Annotated in this window: 16 protein-coding genes; 7 read left to right on the top strand and 9 right to left on the bottom strand. The window is 70.6% G+C overall.

The features are described from left to right. Positions 1 to 3: 3 nt before the first annotated feature. The 3 genes from AB0E90_RS50105 to AB0E90_RS50095 form a co-directional block, all read right to left on the bottom strand. Positions 4 to 294 (bottom strand): antibiotic biosynthesis monooxygenase, encoded by a 291-nt coding sequence (locus AB0E90_RS50105; protein ID WP_360420681.1) that lies wholly within the window; start codon positions 292 to 294, stop codon positions 4 to 6. Between the two features lie 97 nt (positions 295 to 391). Next, entirely contained in the window at positions 392 to 2,590 is a 2,199-nt protein-coding gene (locus AB0E90_RS50100) for an MMPL family transporter (RefSeq protein WP_360420679.1), read from the bottom strand. A 66-nt stretch (positions 2,591 to 2,656) separates the two neighbouring features. Then, a complete protein-coding gene (locus tag AB0E90_RS50095) occupies positions 2,657 to 4,168 on the bottom strand; it encodes an MFS transporter (RefSeq protein WP_360420677.1) in 1,512 nt (503 codons plus the stop codon). Between the two features lie 133 nt (positions 4,169 to 4,301). On the opposite strand from AB0E90_RS50095, the gene AB0E90_RS50090 reads away from it, so the two are divergent. Then, on the top strand, positions 4,302 to 4,886 hold the full coding sequence (locus tag AB0E90_RS50090) for a TetR/AcrR family transcriptional regulator (protein WP_360420675.1): 585 nt from the start codon (positions 4,302 to 4,304) through the stop codon (positions 4,884 to 4,886). Positions 4,887 to 4,893: 7 nt separating this feature from the next. Here AB0E90_RS50090 and AB0E90_RS50085 read toward each other — a convergent pair whose 3' ends face one another. Further along, positions 4,894 to 5,832, bottom strand: coding sequence for an aldo/keto reductase (locus AB0E90_RS50085; RefSeq protein ID WP_360420673.1), 939 nt, complete (start codon positions 5,830 to 5,832; stop codon positions 4,894 to 4,896). A gap of 257 nt (positions 5,833 to 6,089) precedes the next feature. On the opposite strand from AB0E90_RS50085, the gene AB0E90_RS50080 reads away from it, so the two are divergent. The 5 genes from AB0E90_RS50080 to AB0E90_RS50060 are packed head-to-tail and all read left to right on the top strand — an operon-like array spanning position 6,090 to position 11,451. Beyond that, the gene (locus tag AB0E90_RS50080) at positions 6,090 to 7,562 is read left to right on the top strand and encodes an FAD-dependent monooxygenase (protein WP_360420671.1); all 1,473 of its coding nucleotides are present in this window, start codon (positions 6,090 to 6,092) and stop codon (positions 7,560 to 7,562) included. A gap of 31 nt (positions 7,563 to 7,593) precedes the next feature. Next, complete coding sequence (locus AB0E90_RS50075) at positions 7,594 to 9,108, top strand: FAD-dependent monooxygenase (protein ID WP_360420669.1); 1,515 nt, start codon at positions 7,594 to 7,596, stop codon at positions 9,106 to 9,108. A gap of 14 nt (positions 9,109 to 9,122) precedes the next feature. Further along, entirely contained in the window at positions 9,123 to 10,370 is a 1,248-nt protein-coding gene (locus AB0E90_RS50070) for a cytochrome P450 (protein ID WP_360420667.1), read from the top strand. Next, a complete protein-coding gene (locus AB0E90_RS50065; RefSeq protein WP_360420665.1) occupies positions 10,367 to 10,582 on the top strand; it encodes a ferredoxin in 216 nt (71 codons plus the stop codon). The genes AB0E90_RS50070 and AB0E90_RS50065 overlap by 4 nt, the downstream gene beginning before the upstream one ends. Positions 10,583 to 10,590: 8 nt before the next feature. After that, positions 10,591 to 11,451 carry an alpha/beta hydrolase gene (locus AB0E90_RS50060; protein WP_360420663.1) on the top strand — a complete coding sequence of 287 codons (861 nt, stop codon included), beginning with the start codon at positions 10,591 to 10,593 and terminating at the stop codon, positions 11,449 to 11,451. A gap of 62 nt (positions 11,452 to 11,513) precedes the next feature. Here AB0E90_RS50060 and AB0E90_RS50055 read toward each other — a convergent pair whose 3' ends face one another. From AB0E90_RS50055 to AB0E90_RS50035, 5 genes are read right to left on the bottom strand one after another with little or no spacing between them, the layout of a single operon-like run. Further along, positions 11,514 to 12,290: an alpha/beta fold hydrolase gene (locus tag AB0E90_RS50055; RefSeq protein WP_360420661.1), complete on the bottom strand. Its 777-nt coding sequence runs from the start codon at positions 12,288 to 12,290 to the stop codon at positions 11,514 to 11,516. Then, positions 12,287 to 13,381 (bottom strand): alpha/beta hydrolase, encoded by a 1,095-nt coding sequence (locus tag AB0E90_RS50050; RefSeq protein WP_360420659.1) that lies wholly within the window; start codon positions 13,379 to 13,381, stop codon positions 12,287 to 12,289. Before AB0E90_RS50050 ends, AB0E90_RS50055 begins: the two co-directional genes overlap by 4 nt. 5 nt (positions 13,382 to 13,386) lie before the next feature. Beyond that, on the bottom strand, positions 13,387 to 14,181 hold the full coding sequence (locus tag AB0E90_RS50045; RefSeq protein WP_360420657.1) for a 2-oxo acid dehydrogenase subunit E2: 795 nt from the start codon (positions 14,179 to 14,181) through the stop codon (positions 13,387 to 13,389). Next, a complete protein-coding gene (locus AB0E90_RS50040; RefSeq protein WP_360420655.1) occupies positions 14,178 to 14,402 on the bottom strand; it encodes a phosphopantetheine-binding protein in 225 nt (74 codons plus the stop codon). The genes AB0E90_RS50045 and AB0E90_RS50040 overlap by 4 nt, the downstream gene beginning before the upstream one ends. Continuing rightward, complete coding sequence (locus AB0E90_RS50035) at positions 14,399 to 16,270, bottom strand: HAD-IIIC family phosphatase (RefSeq protein WP_360420653.1); 1,872 nt, start codon at positions 16,268 to 16,270, stop codon at positions 14,399 to 14,401. Before AB0E90_RS50035 ends, AB0E90_RS50040 begins: the two co-directional genes overlap by 4 nt. 247 nt (positions 16,271 to 16,517) lie before the next feature. Between AB0E90_RS50035 and AB0E90_RS50030 the strand changes: the two genes are divergently transcribed. Further along, positions 16,518 to 17,134: 2-oxoacid:acceptor oxidoreductase family protein (locus tag AB0E90_RS50030; RefSeq protein WP_360420691.1), on the top strand; the 617-nt coding region annotated here is incomplete at its 3' end.

Raw genomic sequence — 17,134 nt, 5'->3', positions numbered from 1 at the left:
GGCTCAGGAGCCGACCTCGCCCACCGCACCGATCTCGTACTGCCGGACCAGCATGCTGAGCACCGGAGTCGCGATCGTGTGCGGTGGCATCGTCTCCAGGTGCTTGCGCAGGTGTTCCTTGGATTCCCACATCTCCAGGACGTTCACCCGGCCGGCCTCCAGCGGGTCGGCCGAGACCACGTAGTCGAGGCAACCGTCCTCCTTCCGGGTCCGCGTCATCGACTCGATGAAGCCGGTGACGAAGTCGTCGGTGTGGTCGGGGTCGACATAGCCGTGACCGGCGATGATTAGCACTGTGCGGAAGCTCCCTCTGCTCGGCGGTTCGTGCGGATCAGCGTTGGGGCCGGCCGGCGAACCGGCCGGCCCCGCAGCCCGGGGGTTGAATAAGGTCTCAGGGCGCCGCCGCAGGCACCGGTTCGGCGGCGGGTATCGGCTTGGGGTCCACGTCGGATGCTTCGATCGACACCCGCGGCAGGATCCGGTCGAGCCAGCGGGGGATCCACCAGGTGGCCTTGCCGGTCATGTGCATCAGGGCCGGCACCAGGACGCTGCGCAGGACGAACGCGTCGAAGAGCACCGCGACCGCCAGGCTGATGCCGAACTCCGAGATGATCCGCTCGCCGATCGCGGCGAACGAGACGAACACCAGGATCATGACGAACGCGGCGACCGTGATGACCCGGCTGGTGCTGTACTGCCCGACCATGATCGCCTGACGGTGGTCCCTGGTGCGGGTCCACTCCTCGTGGATGCGGCTGACCAGGAAGACCTGGTAGTCCATCGATAGGCCGAAGAGGACCGCGATGCACAGCACCGGCAACGACGGATCGATCGGGCCGGTGCCGCCGAAGCCGAACACGTTCTCCAGCCAGCCCCATTGGAAGGCCGCGGTCAGGACGCCGAACGTGATGCCCACGGCCACCAGGTTCATCGCTGCCGACATCAGCGGGATGACGAAGCTGCGGAACGCGACCATCAGCAACAGTGCGCCCAGGGCGATGATGACGAGCAGGAAGAGCGGGAACCGATCGGCCAGTACGGAGGCGAAGTCGTCGAAGACGGCGGTCACCCCGGTGACGTACGCGGTGACCGCGCTGCCCCGGACGGCCGCGGGGATGACGTCCTCGCGCAAGTTGTCGATCAGGTCGCTGGTGGCCTGCTCCTGCGGGCCGCTCGACGGGATCACCTGGATGGTCGTCACGCTGCGGTCCTGGCTGGCCTGTGCGGGGCCGACCGTGACGACCCCGCCGGTGGCGCCGATCCGGTCGCGCAATGCGGCGACGGTGGTGTCGTCGGCCGCGCCGCCCGGGGTGCGCACCGCGATGAGCAGCGGCCCGTTGAAGCCCGGACCGAAACCGTCGGCGAGCATGTCGTACGCCTTGCGGCTGCTCCACGAGGAGGGGTTGTTGCCCTGGTCGGAGGCGCCGAGGCGCATCGAGAAGAACGGCGCGGCCAGCACCCCGACCAGGACCACCACGCCCAGCGTGAGCAGGGCCGGGCGGCGCCGGACGAGCTCGGCCCACCGCCGGCCGAAGCCGGAGGGGGCGGTGGGCTCGACGACGCCGTCCGCCATCCGCCGGCGTTCCCGGCGGCTGAGGATCCGGCGGCCGAAGACGCCGAGCATGGCCGGGAGCAGCGTGACGGCCGCGGCCACGGTGAGCAGCACGGTGAGCGCTGACGGGATGGCCAGCCCGTCGATCAGGTCGACGCCGAGCAGCAACAGGCCGAGCAGCGCGACACAGACCGCGATCCCGGCGAAGACCACCGCGCGGCCGGCCGTGTTGATCGCGACGACCGCCGACTCCTCGGGGTCGAGGCCGGCCTTGAGGCCGTTGCGGTGCCGGGTGACGACGAACAGCGCGTAGTCGACCCCGATCCCGAGGCCGATGAGGGCGGCCAGCGTGGTGGCGGTGGTCGACACGCCCATCGCGTGCGACAGCAGCCCGATGGCGCCGGTGGCGGTGCCGAGCGCGAGGATCGCCGTGATGAGCGGCAGCAGCATCGCGAACAGCGAGCCGAAGGCGAGGAAGAGGACGATCCCGGCCGCGACGATGCCGACGACGGTCGGCAGGGAGGGAAGCGGCGCCTCGGTCCGCTGGATGCCACGGCCGCCGAGCTCGACGTCGAGGCCGTTGCCGGTCGTCGCCTTGGCCTTGTCCACCAGGTCGGTCAGTGTCTCCAGCGGCAGGTCCTCGGCGGGCTGGTCGAAGTGGACCGACGCGAACGCGAGCTGCCGGTCCGCGCTCACCTGGGCGGCGCCGTCGGCGGTGTAAGGGCTGGTCACCGCGGCGACGTGCGGCAGCTTGCTGACCTCGGCGAGCATCGGCTCGATCCGCGACCGCACGGCGGGATCGGCGGCGGTTCCGCTGTCGACCCGCCAGACGATGGTGTCGACGTCGCCGGCCTGGCTGGGGAACGCCGTGCTCAGCAGGTCACGTGCGACGGTCGAGTCGGCCCCGCTGGCCGCGAACGAATCGGAGTAGGCGTTGCCGGCGGTGCTGCTGGCCACGGAGAGACCGGCGAAGCCGGCGAGCCAGATCAGGATCACCACCAGGCGATGTCGGAAGCACCAGCGTGCGAGCGTTGCCATGACGTTCCTTTGTTAGGTCTTTGGGACAAGAAATGAGGGGCCCCGCCGGCAAGCGGGGCCCCTCGATCAGGCGACGGTGGCGGTGTCGTCCTCGGTGGCGGGCGTGGGCTCCTCGGCGGGCGGCTGCGGGCGGCCGCCCTTCACGAAGAGCAGGACGATCACCACGATGCCGACGGTCAGCAGGGCGCCGGTGAGGAAGGCGCTCGACATGCCCGCGGTCAGCACGTGCCGGGCCTGCGTGGCCGGGTCGGCGCCGGCGATCGGGTGCTCGGCGGCGTCGCGCATCGCGGTGCCGAACACGCTGACCAGCACCGCCAGGCCGAGCGAGCTGCCGGCCCACTGCATCGCCTCGAGCAGCCCGGAGGCCGCGCCGGAGTCGTGCTTGGGCACGCCCGAGAGGATCGACTGGTTGAGCGCCGTGAAGGCGAAACCGGGGCCGGCGCCCAGGATCATCAGCGGGCCGAGCACGCCACCGAGGTAGGTGACGTCGGCGTCCAGCTGAGTGAACCAGGCGAGGCCGACGATCGCGAGAGCCATGCCGAGCAGCATCACGGCCTTCGCGCCGATCTTCGGGAGCAGCACCATCGACAGGCCGCCGCCCAGGAACATGGCGCCGCACATCGGCAGGAAGGCGACGCCGGTGCGCAGGGCGCTGTAGTGCAGCACGTTCTGCAGCAGCTGGCTGCTCAGGAACGACATGCCGACGAGCGGGCCGGCCAGCAGCAGGATGCTCACGTAGGACGCCGCGCGGGTTCGGTTGCGGAACAGGTACAGCGGCATGACCGCATGCTTCAGCCGGGCCTCGACCGCCACGAAGACGCCCAGCAGCACCACGCCCAGCGCCAGGCAGACGGTGGTGGTGGGGTCGCCCCAGCCCTCGGAGGCGGCGTTGAGGAAGCCGTAGACCACCGCCGCCATGCCGGCGCAGGAGAGCACGGTGCCGACGAAGTCGAAGCGGCCGGGGTGGCGGTCCGACTCGTTGACGAAGAGCGGGACCATCGCGATCAGTGCGATACCGATCGGGATGTTGATGAAGAACACCGACCGCCACCCGAGCCATTCGGTCAGGACGCCGCCGAGCACCATGCCGAGCACGATGCTGACGCCGTAGGCCCCGGTCACCACGCCGAGGGCACGGTCGCGCGGCTTGCCCTCGGCGAAATTGGTGGCGACCAGCGCCAGCGTCCCCGGCGCGGCGAACGCGGCGCCGATGCCCTGGATCACCCGGGCGGTGAGCAGCGTGCCACTGTCGTTGGCGATGCCGGCGAGCAGCGAGGCGGCCGTGAAGACGGCGATGCCGCCGATGAAGAGCCGGCGCCGGCCGAGGATGTCGCCCGCCCGGCCGCCGAACAGCAGCAGACCGCCGAACGCCAGGATGTAGGCGTTGGTCACCCAGGCCAGGCCGGCCGACGAGAAGCCGAGACCCTCCTGGATGGAGGGCAACGCGATGTTCACGACCGTGCCGTCGAGCGTGACCATGATCTGGCAGGTCACGAGGAGCGTGAGGGCGATGCCCGGGTGGGCCAGAGGCCGAGCCGCGGCTTTGCTTTCTGGGGTCACGATGGGTGACGCGGACATGCGTATCTCCCGCTTGGATTGAGGAGTGAGCTAGGCTTCGGAACGTGGGGCGAGCCTGCAATAGTGAACGTGGCGTTCACTATAACAGTGATTCGGCCGTGGGCAATGTCCCCTTCGTGACGGGTAGAGGTGCATGACTTCTTCGGTGTCCCAGGTCGTCCGCCGCCGCCGGGGTGAGGAGCTGGTCGGGGCGATCCTCGACGCGGTCATCAGCGAGCTGGAGACCTCCGGTTACACCCGCCTGAGCATGGAGAGCGTGGCGGACGCGGCCGGCACCGGCAAAGCCGCTCTCTACCGGCGCTGGAGCAGCAAGAACGAGCTGGTCATCGCCGCTCTGCAGCACGCTCTCCCGTCACCGGTGAAGACCGAGTTGACCGGTGATCTCCGGGCCGACGTGCTGGCGCTGCTGCACTGCATCCGGGACGCGTTCAACACGCACGGGCCGGCGTTCCAGGTGGTCAAGGCCGAGGCCGGCGAGATCCTCCTGCACCGGGTGGTCAGCCAGGCCGTCGTCGAGCCCTGCCAGGAACTGATCCTGCAGGCGCTCACCGCCGCTGCCGGCCGTGGCGAGGTGCGGGCCGCGGCGGTGAGCCCGCTGGTCGCCCAGACCGGGCCCGCACTCCTGATCCACCATGCGCTTACCAGGGGCACCGAGATGTCCGACGAGTTCCTCGTCGCCGTCGTCGACGAGGTCGTCCTCCCGGTCATCCGCCCCTGAGGCAGCGTTACTCGGCGGTCTGCCGCGCGGCCGCCGGCACGGGCGGCCGGGGCGCGCCCAGCACGGCCGCGCCGATCGGCTCGAGCAGCTCCATCTCCTGCGGGCTCAGCGTGAGGTCCGCCGCTCGGGCGTTCTCCGCGATCCGGTCCGCCGAGCGCGTGCCGGGGATCGGCACGACGCCGGCGCCGAGCTCGGCGCCCTTGAGGATCAGCCAGGCCAGCGCGACCTGCGCCGGTGTTGCGTCGTGCGCCCGGGCAACCGCGCGGACCGGCTCGAGCAGGCTCGCGTTGTGCACGGCGTTCGTGCCGGTGAAGCGGGGGACGGCGTGCCGGATGTCGGTCGGCGCGAGCCCTTCGTCCGACGTGTAGACGCCGGTCAGGAAGCCACGGCCGAGCGGCGAGTAGGGCACGAAGCCGATGCCGAGCTCGGCGCAGGCCGGGATCACCGAGTCCTCCGCGTCCCGGGTGAACAGCGACCACTCGTTCTGCACTGCGGCGATCGGGTGCGCCCGGTGTCCCGCGCGAATCTGCTCCGCGGTGACGTTGGAGACGCCGACATGATCCACCTTGCCCGCCGCCACCAGCTCGCCGATGGCGCCGACGGTGTCCTCGATCGGCGTGCGCCGGTCGGGGAAGTGCAGATAGAACAGGTCGATCCGGTCGACGCCGAGTCGCTTGAGACTCGCGTCGCAGGCCAGACGCACGTACTCGGGATCGCTGCGCATCTCCACCGGCCGGCCGGTCTGCGGATCGCGTACCGCGCCGAACTTCGTGGCCACCCGGATCTCGTCGCGGCGTGCCCCGGCGAGGAACTCACCCAGCAGGGTCTCGTTCGCGCCGATGCCGTACGCGTCCGAGGTGTCCACGAAGGACACCCCGATCTCGACCGCCCGGCCCAGCGTCGCGAGTGAATCCGCCCGCTCGGCCGGGCCGTAGAACTCGCTCATGCCCATGCACCCCAGCCCGATCGCGGATACCCGCAGGCCGGTCTTTCCCAATGCGACGTCGTGCACGTTCGGCCGCCCTTCGTCGGTGGCCGCGAACCGTTTCGCGGCTCGGCGCCGCCATCCTGGCCGAGCCCGCTAGCCCGGGTCTTGTCCCCGGCTAAACGGCCGTGAGCGGCGGCTTAGGGCAACACAAGAAGCACGAAAGGCAGAGCGTCGAGCATGGGCGACGAGAAGCCGTACGCACGGAGGAGATGCTCATGACCGCCCCCATCGTCATCGCCGGAGCAGGCCCGACCGGGCTGATGCTCGCCGCGGAGCTGGGGCTGGCCGGCGTGCCGATCGTCCTGCTCGAACGGCGCACCGAGGTGCCGAACTGGTCGCAGACCTTCGGTTTCCACGCCAGCTCGATGGCGGCCTTCCGGCAGCGGGACCTCGACCGGTTCGACGGTGTCGCCCAGTTCCCGAGTTTCGACTGGGGATTCCCCGGGCTCAGCAACCGCGAGCGCGAGAAGTTCCCGATTGTCTTCCCGCAGCGCCGGGTCGAGAAGCTGCTCGCCGAGCGGGTCGCCGAACTCGGTGTTGAGACCCGGCGCGGGCACGAGGTCGCCGGCGCGACACAGGACGACGACGGGGTGACCGTCACCGTGCTCGGGCCGGACGGCGAATACGAGGTGCGCGGCAGCTATCTGGTGGGATGCGACGGCGGCCGCAGCGTGGTGCGCCGGGCGGCGGGCATCGAGTTCCCGGGCACGGAGGCGACGCTCACCGGCCGGACCGGCGACGTCGAGATCATCAACGAGGAGTACCGCAACGGGCTCACCTCGCCGTTCTTCCCGGGCGGACTTGCCGCCACCGTGCGCAACCCGGACGACCCGTCGCTCTCCCGGGCCACCGTTGTCGAGTTCCAGAAACCCACCATTTCGAACGACGAGCCGCTCACCGCGGAGGAGTTCGCCGCCGCGTTCCAGCGGATCTCCGGCGTCGAGCTGAAGATCCGGCGGGCGCCCTGGCTGACCCGATTCGGCGACGCGACCCGCCTGGCCGAGCGCTACCGCAACGGGCGCATCTTCCTGGCCGGCGACTCGGCCCACATCCACCTGGCCTCCGCCGGTCAGGGCCTCAACACCGGCATCCAGGACGCGATGAACCTCGGCTGGAAGCTGGCCGCGGCGGTCCGCGGCTGGGCGCCGGCCGACCTGCTGGACAGCTATCACGCCGAGCGCCATCCGATCGGCCGCGAGGTCACCGTCTACCCGCGGGTGCAGATGGCGCTGCTCCACCCCGCGGACAAGGCGGGCCCGCTGCGCGACTTCATCTCCTCGCTGACCCGCTTCGACGAGGTGGCCGACTACCTCGTCGGCCGGGCCACCGGACTCGGCATCCGCTATGCCATGACGTACGGCGGTGAACCCGCGCCGGAGCACCCGCTGCTGGGCCTGCGTGCGCCGGACCTGGAGATCACCACCGCGGCCGGCCCGACCGGCGTGTCCCGGCTGCTGACCAAGGGCCGCGGCGTCCTACTGACCGCCGGCGACGAGCCGGCCGGCCGGGCCGACCTGTCCGGCTGGCGGGACCGCCTCGACGTCGTGCGGTTCGAGCCCACGAGCGAACTGGACGCCGCGGCGGTGCTGATCCGCCCGGACGGCTACGTCGCCTTCGTCGACCGCGCCGGCGCCGACCACGAAGGCCTCTACGCGGCCCTGACCACGTGGTTCGGCGAAGCGGCCTGAACCGACACCCATCGAGACCTGAGGAGACAACATGACCGCAGCGCCGGCCGTCGTCGTGGGAGCGGGGCCTACCGGGCTGATGCTCGCGGCGGAACTGGCCCTGGCCGAGGTACCGGTGGTGATGCTGGATCGGCTTGCGGAGCCGAACAGCGCCGCGCGGGCCTTCGCCATCCACATGAGTTCGGTCAACATGTTCCATCAGCGCGGCCTCGACCAGTTCGAGGGCGCCGCGCACTTCATGAACTACAACTTCGGTTTCCCCGGCGTCACCGCGATGGACTCGGCCGAGCTGCCCCTCGTCGTTTCCCAGCGGCGGGTGGAGATGGTGCTCGAGGGCCGGGTGGCCGAGCTGGGTGTGGACGTCCGCTACCACCACGAGGTGATCGGCCTGGAGCAGGACGACGACGGCGTGACCCTGGCCGTGCGCGGCCCGGACGGCGAGTACGAGTTGCGCGCCGCCTTCGTGGTCGGCTGTGACGGCGGGCGCAGCGCGGTCCGCAAGCTCGCCGGGTTCGAGTTCCCCGGCACCGAGGCGACCATGTGCGGCCGCACCGGGGACGTAGAGATCCTCGACGAGCAGTATCAGAAGGGCATCGGCCAGCCGGTTTTTCCGACCGGCCTCGCCGCGATCATCCCGCATCCTGAGGAGCCCGGGATGTGGCGTGCGACGGCCATCGAGTTCGAGTCCGAGCGGGCCGCCGACGACGTGCCGATCACGGTGGACGAGTTCCGGGCCGCCTTCGAGCGGATCACCGGCATCGACCTCAAGATCGGTAAGTACGGCTGGTTCACCCGCTTCGGCAACGCGACCCGGCTGGCCGAGAAGTACCGCAAGGGCCGGATCCTGCTGGCCGGCGACGCCGCGCACATCCACTTCCCCTCCGCGGGCCAGGGCCTGAACACCGGCATGCAGGACGCCATGAACCTCGGCTGGAAGCTCGCCGCGGTCATCCGCGGGTGGGGGAGCGATGCCCTGCTGGACAGCTACCACGACGAACGGCATCCGATCGGGCGCGAGGCCTGCACCCTTCCGCAGGTCCAGCTGTCCCTGATCCATCCGCCGCAGCTGGCCGCGCCGCTACGCGAGTTCATCGGCTCGCTGGTCAAGTTCGGCTCGGTCCAGCGTTTCATCATCGAGCGGACCACCGGGCTCGGCATTCGCTATCCGATGGCGTACGGCGGGGAGCCCGCGCCGGAGCACCGGTTGCTCGGCACCCGCGCGCCGGACTACGTGCTCAAGACCGCGGCCGGCACCACGAGCGTGGCCGCGATCCTGCGGGACGGCCGTGGCCTGCTGCTCGATCTGAGCGAGGCGGAGGCGCTCCCGGACGACCTGTCCGGCTGGAGCGACCGGCTCAACGTGGTGGCCGCCGGCCCGCTCGCCGGCCCGGACGCCCGGACCGTGCTGATCCGGCCCGACGGATACGTGGCCTATGTCGACGTCGACGGGACCGGCGAGAAAGGCCTGCGTGCGGCGCTGACCACATGGTTCGGGCAGCCGCACCCGTCGTCCGCCGTACCCGCTGAAGAAGTTGCCGCACTATGACCAAGGAGCCCGTCATGACGGAAGCACCGGCAAAGCCCGACGTGGTGCTGGAGGCGCCCGCGACGCTGGAGGAGCGGATCCGCCGCTGGAGCGTCTATCAGCCCTGGCTGCAGGAGGACCCGGTCACCTACTTCCGGGAGATCCAGGAACACGCGCCGATCGTGCGCTCGGACGAGCTCGGCGGATACTGGATCCTCACCCGTTTCGAGGACATGGAGTGGGCGGCGCGTGCCCCGGAGATCTTCTCGAGCTCCGCGCTCTCCATTCCGGCACATCAGATGTTCGAGGACAAGGCGATCCCGATCCAGCTCGACGGCGACGAGCACCGCAAGTGGCGCCAGGCGCTCGGCGACCTGTTCAACCCGGGCGTGGTCAACCACTTCACCCCGCAGCTGCGCGAGGCCACGATCGACGCCATCGAGGTGGTCGCCGACCAGGGGCACACCGAGTTCATCAGCGAGGTGGCATCCCGCTTCCCCGCCGAGGCGTTCCTGATCTTCTTCGGCATCGGCCGGGAATACCTGAAGCAGATCCGGGACCACAAGGACTGGCTGCTCAAGGCGATCCGGAAGGCGCACAACGACGACGACATCCGGGCCGCGAACCGCCCGCTCATGCAGTTCTTCAGCGACGCCATCGACCGGCGCCGCGCCGAGGGCACCGAGGGACGCCGGGACGTGCTCAGCCGGCTGCTCGAGGCGCAGATCGACGGGCGCCCGCTGACCCAGGCCGAGATGGTCAACGCGGCGTTCACCAACATGCTGGCCGCCTTCGACACCACGACCGCGATGATCAGCGTGGTCTTCACCTACCTCGCGGAACACCCGGAGGTGCAGGACCTGGTCGTCGCCCACCCGGAGAAGATCCCGGCGATCATCGAGGAGCTCGTGCGGCACGACCCGATCTCGGCGACCGCGCGCGTCGTCGCCGAGGACGTGGAGCGGCATGGCGTCACCATGCGTAAGGGCGACCTCGTGCTCATCCCGTGGGGCATGTCCGGCATGGACCCCCGGGTGTTCGACAACCCGACCGAGGTCGATTTCGAGCGCTCCTCGACGCGTCAGCTGGTGTTCGCGATCGGCCCGCACCGCTGCATCGGCATGCACGTCGCGCGCCGCGTGCTCAAACTCGCGGTCGAGGAATGGCACAACCGGATCCCACGGTACGTGGTGACGCCCGGCACCCGGCCGCTGCGCCGCTACACCACCGTGCGTGGCATCTCCCAGCTGGAGCTCACCTGGGACACCGGGAGCGCCTCGTGAGGGCCCGGGTCGATCCCGAGAAGTGCATGGGCCACGGCATGTGCGAGGCGCTGGCCAGTGAGGTGTACGAGGTGAACGAGGAGACCGGCTACAACGAGATGGGCGAGTTCGAGACCCCGGACGAGCGCCGCGCCGCCGTGCTGAAGGGCATGACCGGCTGCCCCGAGCAGGCGATCAGCATCCTCGTGGACGCACCGAGCGCGGCCAGGTGACCGGCCGCATGGACCTGCAGACGTTCGATTCCCGCCGCCGCACGGTGCGGACACGCGGGGGTGAGCTCAGCTACGTGAGCGCCGGCGAGGGCCGGACCGCCCTCTTCATCCACGGACTCGGCACCAACGGCTACATCTGGCAGAACGTCCTCGAACAGCTGAGCGGCGAGCGTCGCTGCATCGCGGTCGACTTCCCCGGGCACGGGCGCAGCCCCGCCCGCGCCGACGGGGAGGCCTCGCTGCCCGCCTTCGCCGAGTCCATCGAGGACTTCTGCGAGGCGCTCGGCCTCGACGAGATCGACCTCGTCACCAACGACACCGGCGGCGCGGTCGGCCAGATCTTCGTCTCCCGGCACCCGCAGCGCATCGCGTCGCTCGTGCTGACCAACTGCGAGGCCCACGACAACCTGCCGAACGAGGCCTTCCGGCAGACCGTGAACCTGGCCAGGCAGGGACAGCTCGCCCCGATGGCGTCCCGCATGCTCGACGACCTGGGGGCCTCCCGGTCCAGCGGGCGCGGCATCGGCGCGAACTTCGAGCACCCGGAGCGCCTGAGCGACGAGGAGATCCGGGCCTTCCTCGAGCCGGTGGCCGGCTCGGCTGCGGCGATCGACCATTTCCAGCGACTGCTCGCCTCGCTGGACGCCGCCGACCTGCTCGCGGCCGAGCCCGGTCTGCGCCGGCTGACCGCGCCGACTCTGCTGGTGTGGGGCACCGCGGATCTGCACTTCGAGGTGAAGTGGGCCTACTGGCTGCGGGATGCGATCCCGGGCGCCCGAGAGGTGGTCGAGATCGACGGCGGGAAGCTGTTCTTCCCCTTCGAGCGAGCCGCGGAGCTCGTGCCGCACCTGCGCAAGCACTGGTCCTGACGAGGCTCCGAAAGAGGTCCGGTCCTCCGCCACTCGGCGGAGGACCGGACCAGTTCGCTGTTCTACGGCACGAGCTGGTGCAAGCGGTCGCGTAACGCGGCCAGGAAGGACTCCTCGGACTCCTGGATGAAGAAATGCCCGCCGCGCATCAGGTGCGTCGCGCTGCCGGCGTTCGTGTGCAGCGCCCAGTGCGCGGCCTCCTCGACCGGCAGCAGCGGATCGGTGGTGCCGGCGAAGACGTCGACCGGCACCGGCAACGGTGCCTCGAGCGCCGGCACGTGGCTGCCGTAGAGGAGCAGATCGTCGCGCAGCAGGTCGATCGCCTGCCGTACCCACTTCGGGTAGCGGAGCAGCTCCGGGGACATGCCACCGATGGCGATCAGCCAGCCGGCCAGCTCGTCGTCGCTCATCGTGGTGGTCGCGGTGACGCCGGAGCGACGATGCGGCGCGATGCACGCGCCGACCATCAGCCGGTCCGGCAGGCGAGCGCCGCGCTCCTGCCGGCGCCGCGTCAGCCGGTACGCGATCAGCGCGCCCATGCTGTGGCCGTACAGCGCGAAGGGTTGCCGCATCGCCTGGTCGAGATGCTCGTCCAGCTCCGCGACGAGCCGGTCGATCTGCCGGATCCGGGCCTCGCCGACCCGGCGGCCGCGACCCGGCAGCTGCACGGGCAGGACGGCCACGCGATCGCCCAGCCGGGCCTGCCACCGGGCGAAGGCGGAAGCCGCGCCGCCGGCGTGCGGGATGCAGAAAAGGCGCAGCCGGTCGTCCGCGGGCGGTGCGAGCGGCAGGTAGGCAGTCTGCCCGGTCCGGGCCGGAGCGGTCGTGTCAATGGTCATCGGGTGGCTCCCACAAGTCTTCGCCGGGCCCGGATCAGCCGGCCGAGGGAGCCCAGCGCGGCGCGCTGCACGCGGTGTGTGCCGCGCATGCGCAGGATGGACTCGACCATCCACAGGCGGGTCTCCGGCAGGTGCCCGGGCGATCCGTGCACGTCGTCGTTCTCGACGTGGTCGGTCCGCCGGACGTGGTCACGCAGCAGCCGGGCGTCGGCCGGCGGAATGATCTCGTCGCGGCGGCTGACGACGTAGCTCACCGGGATGTCGAGGGCGGCGAGCCGCGCCGGGCTCAGCGCCCAGCCGGAGATCTCGGTGCCGAGACGGCCGGGTTCGACTCCGGCCAGATGGGCCATGGTGTCGGTGGTGACGCGCGGCACCCGCCGCTGCCAGTCGGTGTCGGTGAAGAAGTCGTGGACCGGCGCGCCCGCGGTGACGATGCCGCGGATCCGGGTGTCCTCGGTGGCGGCCCGCAGTGCCAGATGACCGCTGAAACTCAAGGCCATCGCGTACGTCTGGGTCACGCTCGCCCGGTCGGCGACCGCGTCGAGGATGCCGCCGATCATCCGCCAGCTCTCCGGCCCGTACGGGATGGTGTTCTCGCCGACGCCGGGCATCTCGGCGACCACGCCCGCCATGCCCAGCCGGGCGATCTGGAGCAGGGCCGGCGCCCACTGTTCCTTGATACTGACGATTCCGCCGATGGCCAGCAGTAGAGGTCGCCGGGGGACGCGGTCGAGCCCGATGGTCCAGCAGCGCACCCGGCCCGACGGGAGAGTCACGTCGAGGCGCTCGATGGCGGGATGATCCCGGCGCCATGTCTCGAACGACGAGATGCAGCTCTCCAGCGCCTCCCGGCGAGCCGGGCCGTCGACGTACGGGAAGCGGGCGATGTTGAACAGGCGGCTCGCCTCGAGATGCCGGCGCGCCCGCGAGCTGGCCGCCGCCTCCCGGCTCCAGCAGGCGGCCCAGGAGTCCGGCGCGCCCTCCTCGTCGGTGCGGATGCGGCCGAGCACCTCGGCGCAGCGGCGAGGCGCGATCGCCTGGGCCCGCGCGTGCACGCCGATGAACTGCCTCAGTTCGCCGATGTCGTTCACGCCGGTCACCGCGCCCGGGCGACGGCCGGCGCGGCGGCTGCCTCGCCGCGGCTCACACCGAACCGCTCGAGCGAGTCCTTGATCTCGGTGAGGACGTCGGCCGCCTCGGCGCCGTCGACGACCCGGTGGTCGAATGCGAGGTTGAGCCGCATCATCGGCGCGATCACCACCCGGGAGTCGCGGGCCACCGGCCGATCGACGACGCGGCCGAGCCCCAGGGTCACCGTGGTGCCGCCGATGGCGTGGAAGCCGTCGACGGCGCGATGCCCGAGCGAGCTGACTGCGAACGTGCCGAACATGGTGTGCCGGCGGCTCAGCGGGCGGACGCCGAGCCGGAACAGCAGCGGGCGCAGCGGCCACGGCATCCGTTGCAGGGCGCGCACCCCGGCGAACTCGGGCTGCTGCCGGGCGTCGCCGTCGCGGAAGTAGTCGATCCGTTCCTGGATCTCGGCGAGCGTGGCGTCCTGCAGGTCGCGCAGCACCGTGGACACCACGGCCCGGCTGCCGTCGAGGGTCTTGTCCAGCGCGATCTTGCCGTTGGCGGCGGGATAACGGGCGACGCGCGGGAAGACCCGGCCGCGGATCGCCGCGTTGGCGTCCGGATGGTCGATCAGGACGCGGGCCGCCGCGTGCAGCACGTAGGAGATCGTGGAGTACCGGTCGCCGCGGCGGCGGGCGTCCGCCTGATGGACCCGGACACCGGTCATGTCGACCTCGGTGTCGAGGAAGACCGGCGCGAACGGCCGGAGCTCGCCGAGGAAGAGCAGCGTCTGCCGGCGCTCCCGGGCGACCGCGGTCATTGGGTCGCCAGCGCGTAGACGTCCGCGAGGCTGTCCGCCTCGAGCACCGCCGGGAGCGACATCCGCCGGCCGGTGGTGCTCTCCAGCACCGTGACGAGTCGCAGGAGATGGACCGAGTCCCAGCCGGCCAGCTGGTCGAATCCGGCCTCGGCATCCTCGTCGGTGATCGGCAGTCCCAGTTCGTCGCGGACGATGGCGATCAGGTCGTCGATGCTGTTCACGGTGTGCTCCTCGGGAAACTGAGGGTGAGGGAGACGTGTTCCGGCGGCTCGTCGATATCGCGCAGGTCGTGGCGGAAGGCCGTGCCGGCCCGCTGGAACCCGTACCGGGTGAAGAAGTCGGCCACGATGCCGTTCTTCACGGTGGGCCGGTAGCTGCCGTAGACGGCCTGGTCGCCTTCGTCCCGGGCGTGGCCGAGGACCGCCGCGAGGCAGGCCTGCTCGATGCCGCGGGCGAAGACCCGGCAGCTGAGCAGCATGTTCTCGACGTGGAGACCGTCCGCGCCGCGCCGGAGGAAAATGGCGCCGACCAGGCCGTTGTCGCCGAAGCGATCGGCCGAGCGGATGGACAGCACCGTGGAATCGGGGGCGTCCGCCCAGGCCCGGACGTCGGCCGGCTGCATCCGGCGGGTCGTCAGGTTGAACTGGTTGGTGCGCAACGTCAGCTGGGAAACCCGCGGGACGTCCCGCTCCGTCGTCTCGGCGAGGTCCACGCGTACGCCGAGCTCGTCCAGGTAGTTCTGGATCGAGTCGAAGGTTTGCAGGAAGTCCTGGCGCACCACCTCGTCGCGGTAGCGGGCCGGCCGGGCCCGGTCGTCGTCGGTCACCTCCCGGGTGTCGAACCAGCCGTCGCGCAGCAGGCACTGCACGTTCAGGGCCGGGTCCTCGTCCAGGTGGACCACCGCGACTCCGGGCAGGGCCGTCCGGATCAGACCGCACTCATAGGCGCTGTCGTCGACGAAGACGAAGCTGTCCACCCCCAGATTCAGCGCCCGGGCCAGCTCGGACAGGTTGTCGTGCTTCGGCCGCCAGTTCGCGCTGACCCGGACGAAGTCGTGCTCGCGCAGCACCATCCCCGGATGGGAACGGAGAACCTCCCGTACCGGCTCCGGGTTGTTCTTGCTCGCCGCGGCGAGCAGGATGCCCTGGCTCGACAGCTGCTTCGCGACCCGCTGGAATGCCCGGTACGCCTGGCCGCGATAGGTGTCCTCGACCTCGATGCCATCCATGCCGTCATCGCCGAGCACCCCGCCCCAGATCGTGTTGTCCAGGTCCAGGACCAGGCACTTCTTGGTCTGCCCGGTGAGGTTGCGGGCCAGGTGCCCGACCGCGCGGGCCATCTCGGCGAGCAGCTCGGTGCTGAGGTGGGCTTTCGCGTACGTGCTCAGGCGTGGTTCGGCGGCCGGCACCCCCTCGGCGAGGATCGGGTCGAGGTCGAGCACGACGAGCCGCTGGTGGACGTCGGCCAAGCGCAGCAGCGCGGCGTTGGCCTCCCGCCAGGCGGCGCCCACCCGGGCCCGGGAGCGGTAGTCGACCAGCTGGGCGGTCACGGCGCGGGGGAGCGGGAGCGTGTTGACCACCAGGTGTCCGCGGCGAGCCGACTCGAAGCGGGCAGCGAGCCCGGTGACCAGGGCCACCTTCTCGTCGAGGGCGCGCCGGACATCCTCGACGTTCCAGGGCAGGGGCAGCTCCTCGAGGACCATTACCGGGTCCAGCACGCACATGACGACGTCCGGGTCGGCGCGGTGTATCGCGCTGTCCAGATCGGAGAGCTCGACGAGGTAGCTGCCGAAGTTGCCCAGCGTCGGCCGCAGCAGCAGACCGTGCCGGGCCAGTTCGGCGGTGAGCGCGGGCACCAGCGCGGAGAGCGTGCCGTGGCCAGTGACCGCGACGCCGACGACGGGCGTGCCGGGGTGGTGCCGGCGCACCTCGTCGGGGTCGAGGCGGGCGAGCACGTGACCGGCCCGGGTCAGGCCGGCCGCGTCGAGCTCGGCGAGCAGGCCGGGCACCTTCGGGTAGTTGACGGCGAGCTCGCCGGCGCGGTGGAGGGCGAGCAGGTCGGTGGCTGGCGTGTCGGTCGAGATGGTCACCGGCAGTCCTTTCACGTCCGACTCATGGTCGGCGCCGGGACTTAAGCCAGCCTTGCTCGAGGCTGGTGGGCCGGAGGAGAGCGGGTATAGGCCCGCTTTAGCCGCCGTCGGCAGCATGGGCGGCGTTGGCGGCTGTGCCGTTCCCGGCCGTGAAGTCCTCCGAGATTGAGGAACGCCTGTGCAGACAAAAACGGTCGAGCAATTGGCTCGGGTGGTCATCCGGTTCGCGGGTGACTCGGGCGACGGCATGCAGCTGACGGGTGACCGGTTCACATCCGAGACCGCGCAGCTGGGCAACGACATCTCTACGTTGCCCAACTTCCCGGCGGAGATCCGCGCTCCGGCCGGCACCCTGCCGGGCGTGTCGAGTTTCCAGGTGCATTTCGCCGATTACGACATCCTGACTCCGGGTGATGTGCCGGACGTGCTGGTGGCGATGAATCCGGCGGCTCTGAAGGCCAACGTCTCGGACATGCCGCCGGGCGCGGACATCATCGTGAATGTCGATGAGTTCACCAAGCGGAGCATGGCGAAGGTCGGCTATGCGAGCAACCCGCTCGAGGACGGCTCGCTGGCCGATTACTCCGTACACCCGGTCGCTCTGACCTCGATGACCGTCGGCGCGCTCGCCGAACTCGGTGTCGCGAAGAAGGACGCCGAGCGGGCCAAGAACATGTTCGCGCTGGGTCTTCTGAGCTGGATGTATTCTCGCCCGTTCGAGTCGACCCTGCGGTTTTTGGAGCGCAAGTTCGCCAAGCGCCCCGACCTCGTCGCCGCGAACAAGGCGGCCTTCCAGGCCGGCTGGAACTTCGGCGAGACCACCGAGGACTTCTCGATCCGGTACGAGGTGAAACCGGCCAAGAT

It is taken from the genome of Actinoplanes sp. NPDC026619, from assembly GCF_040638295.1.
GTDB lineage: Bacteria > Actinomycetota > Actinomycetes > Mycobacteriales > Micromonosporaceae > Actinoplanes.
Note: the sequence above shows the minus strand (reverse complement) of the source record. Positions and strands in the feature narration are given on the sequence as shown.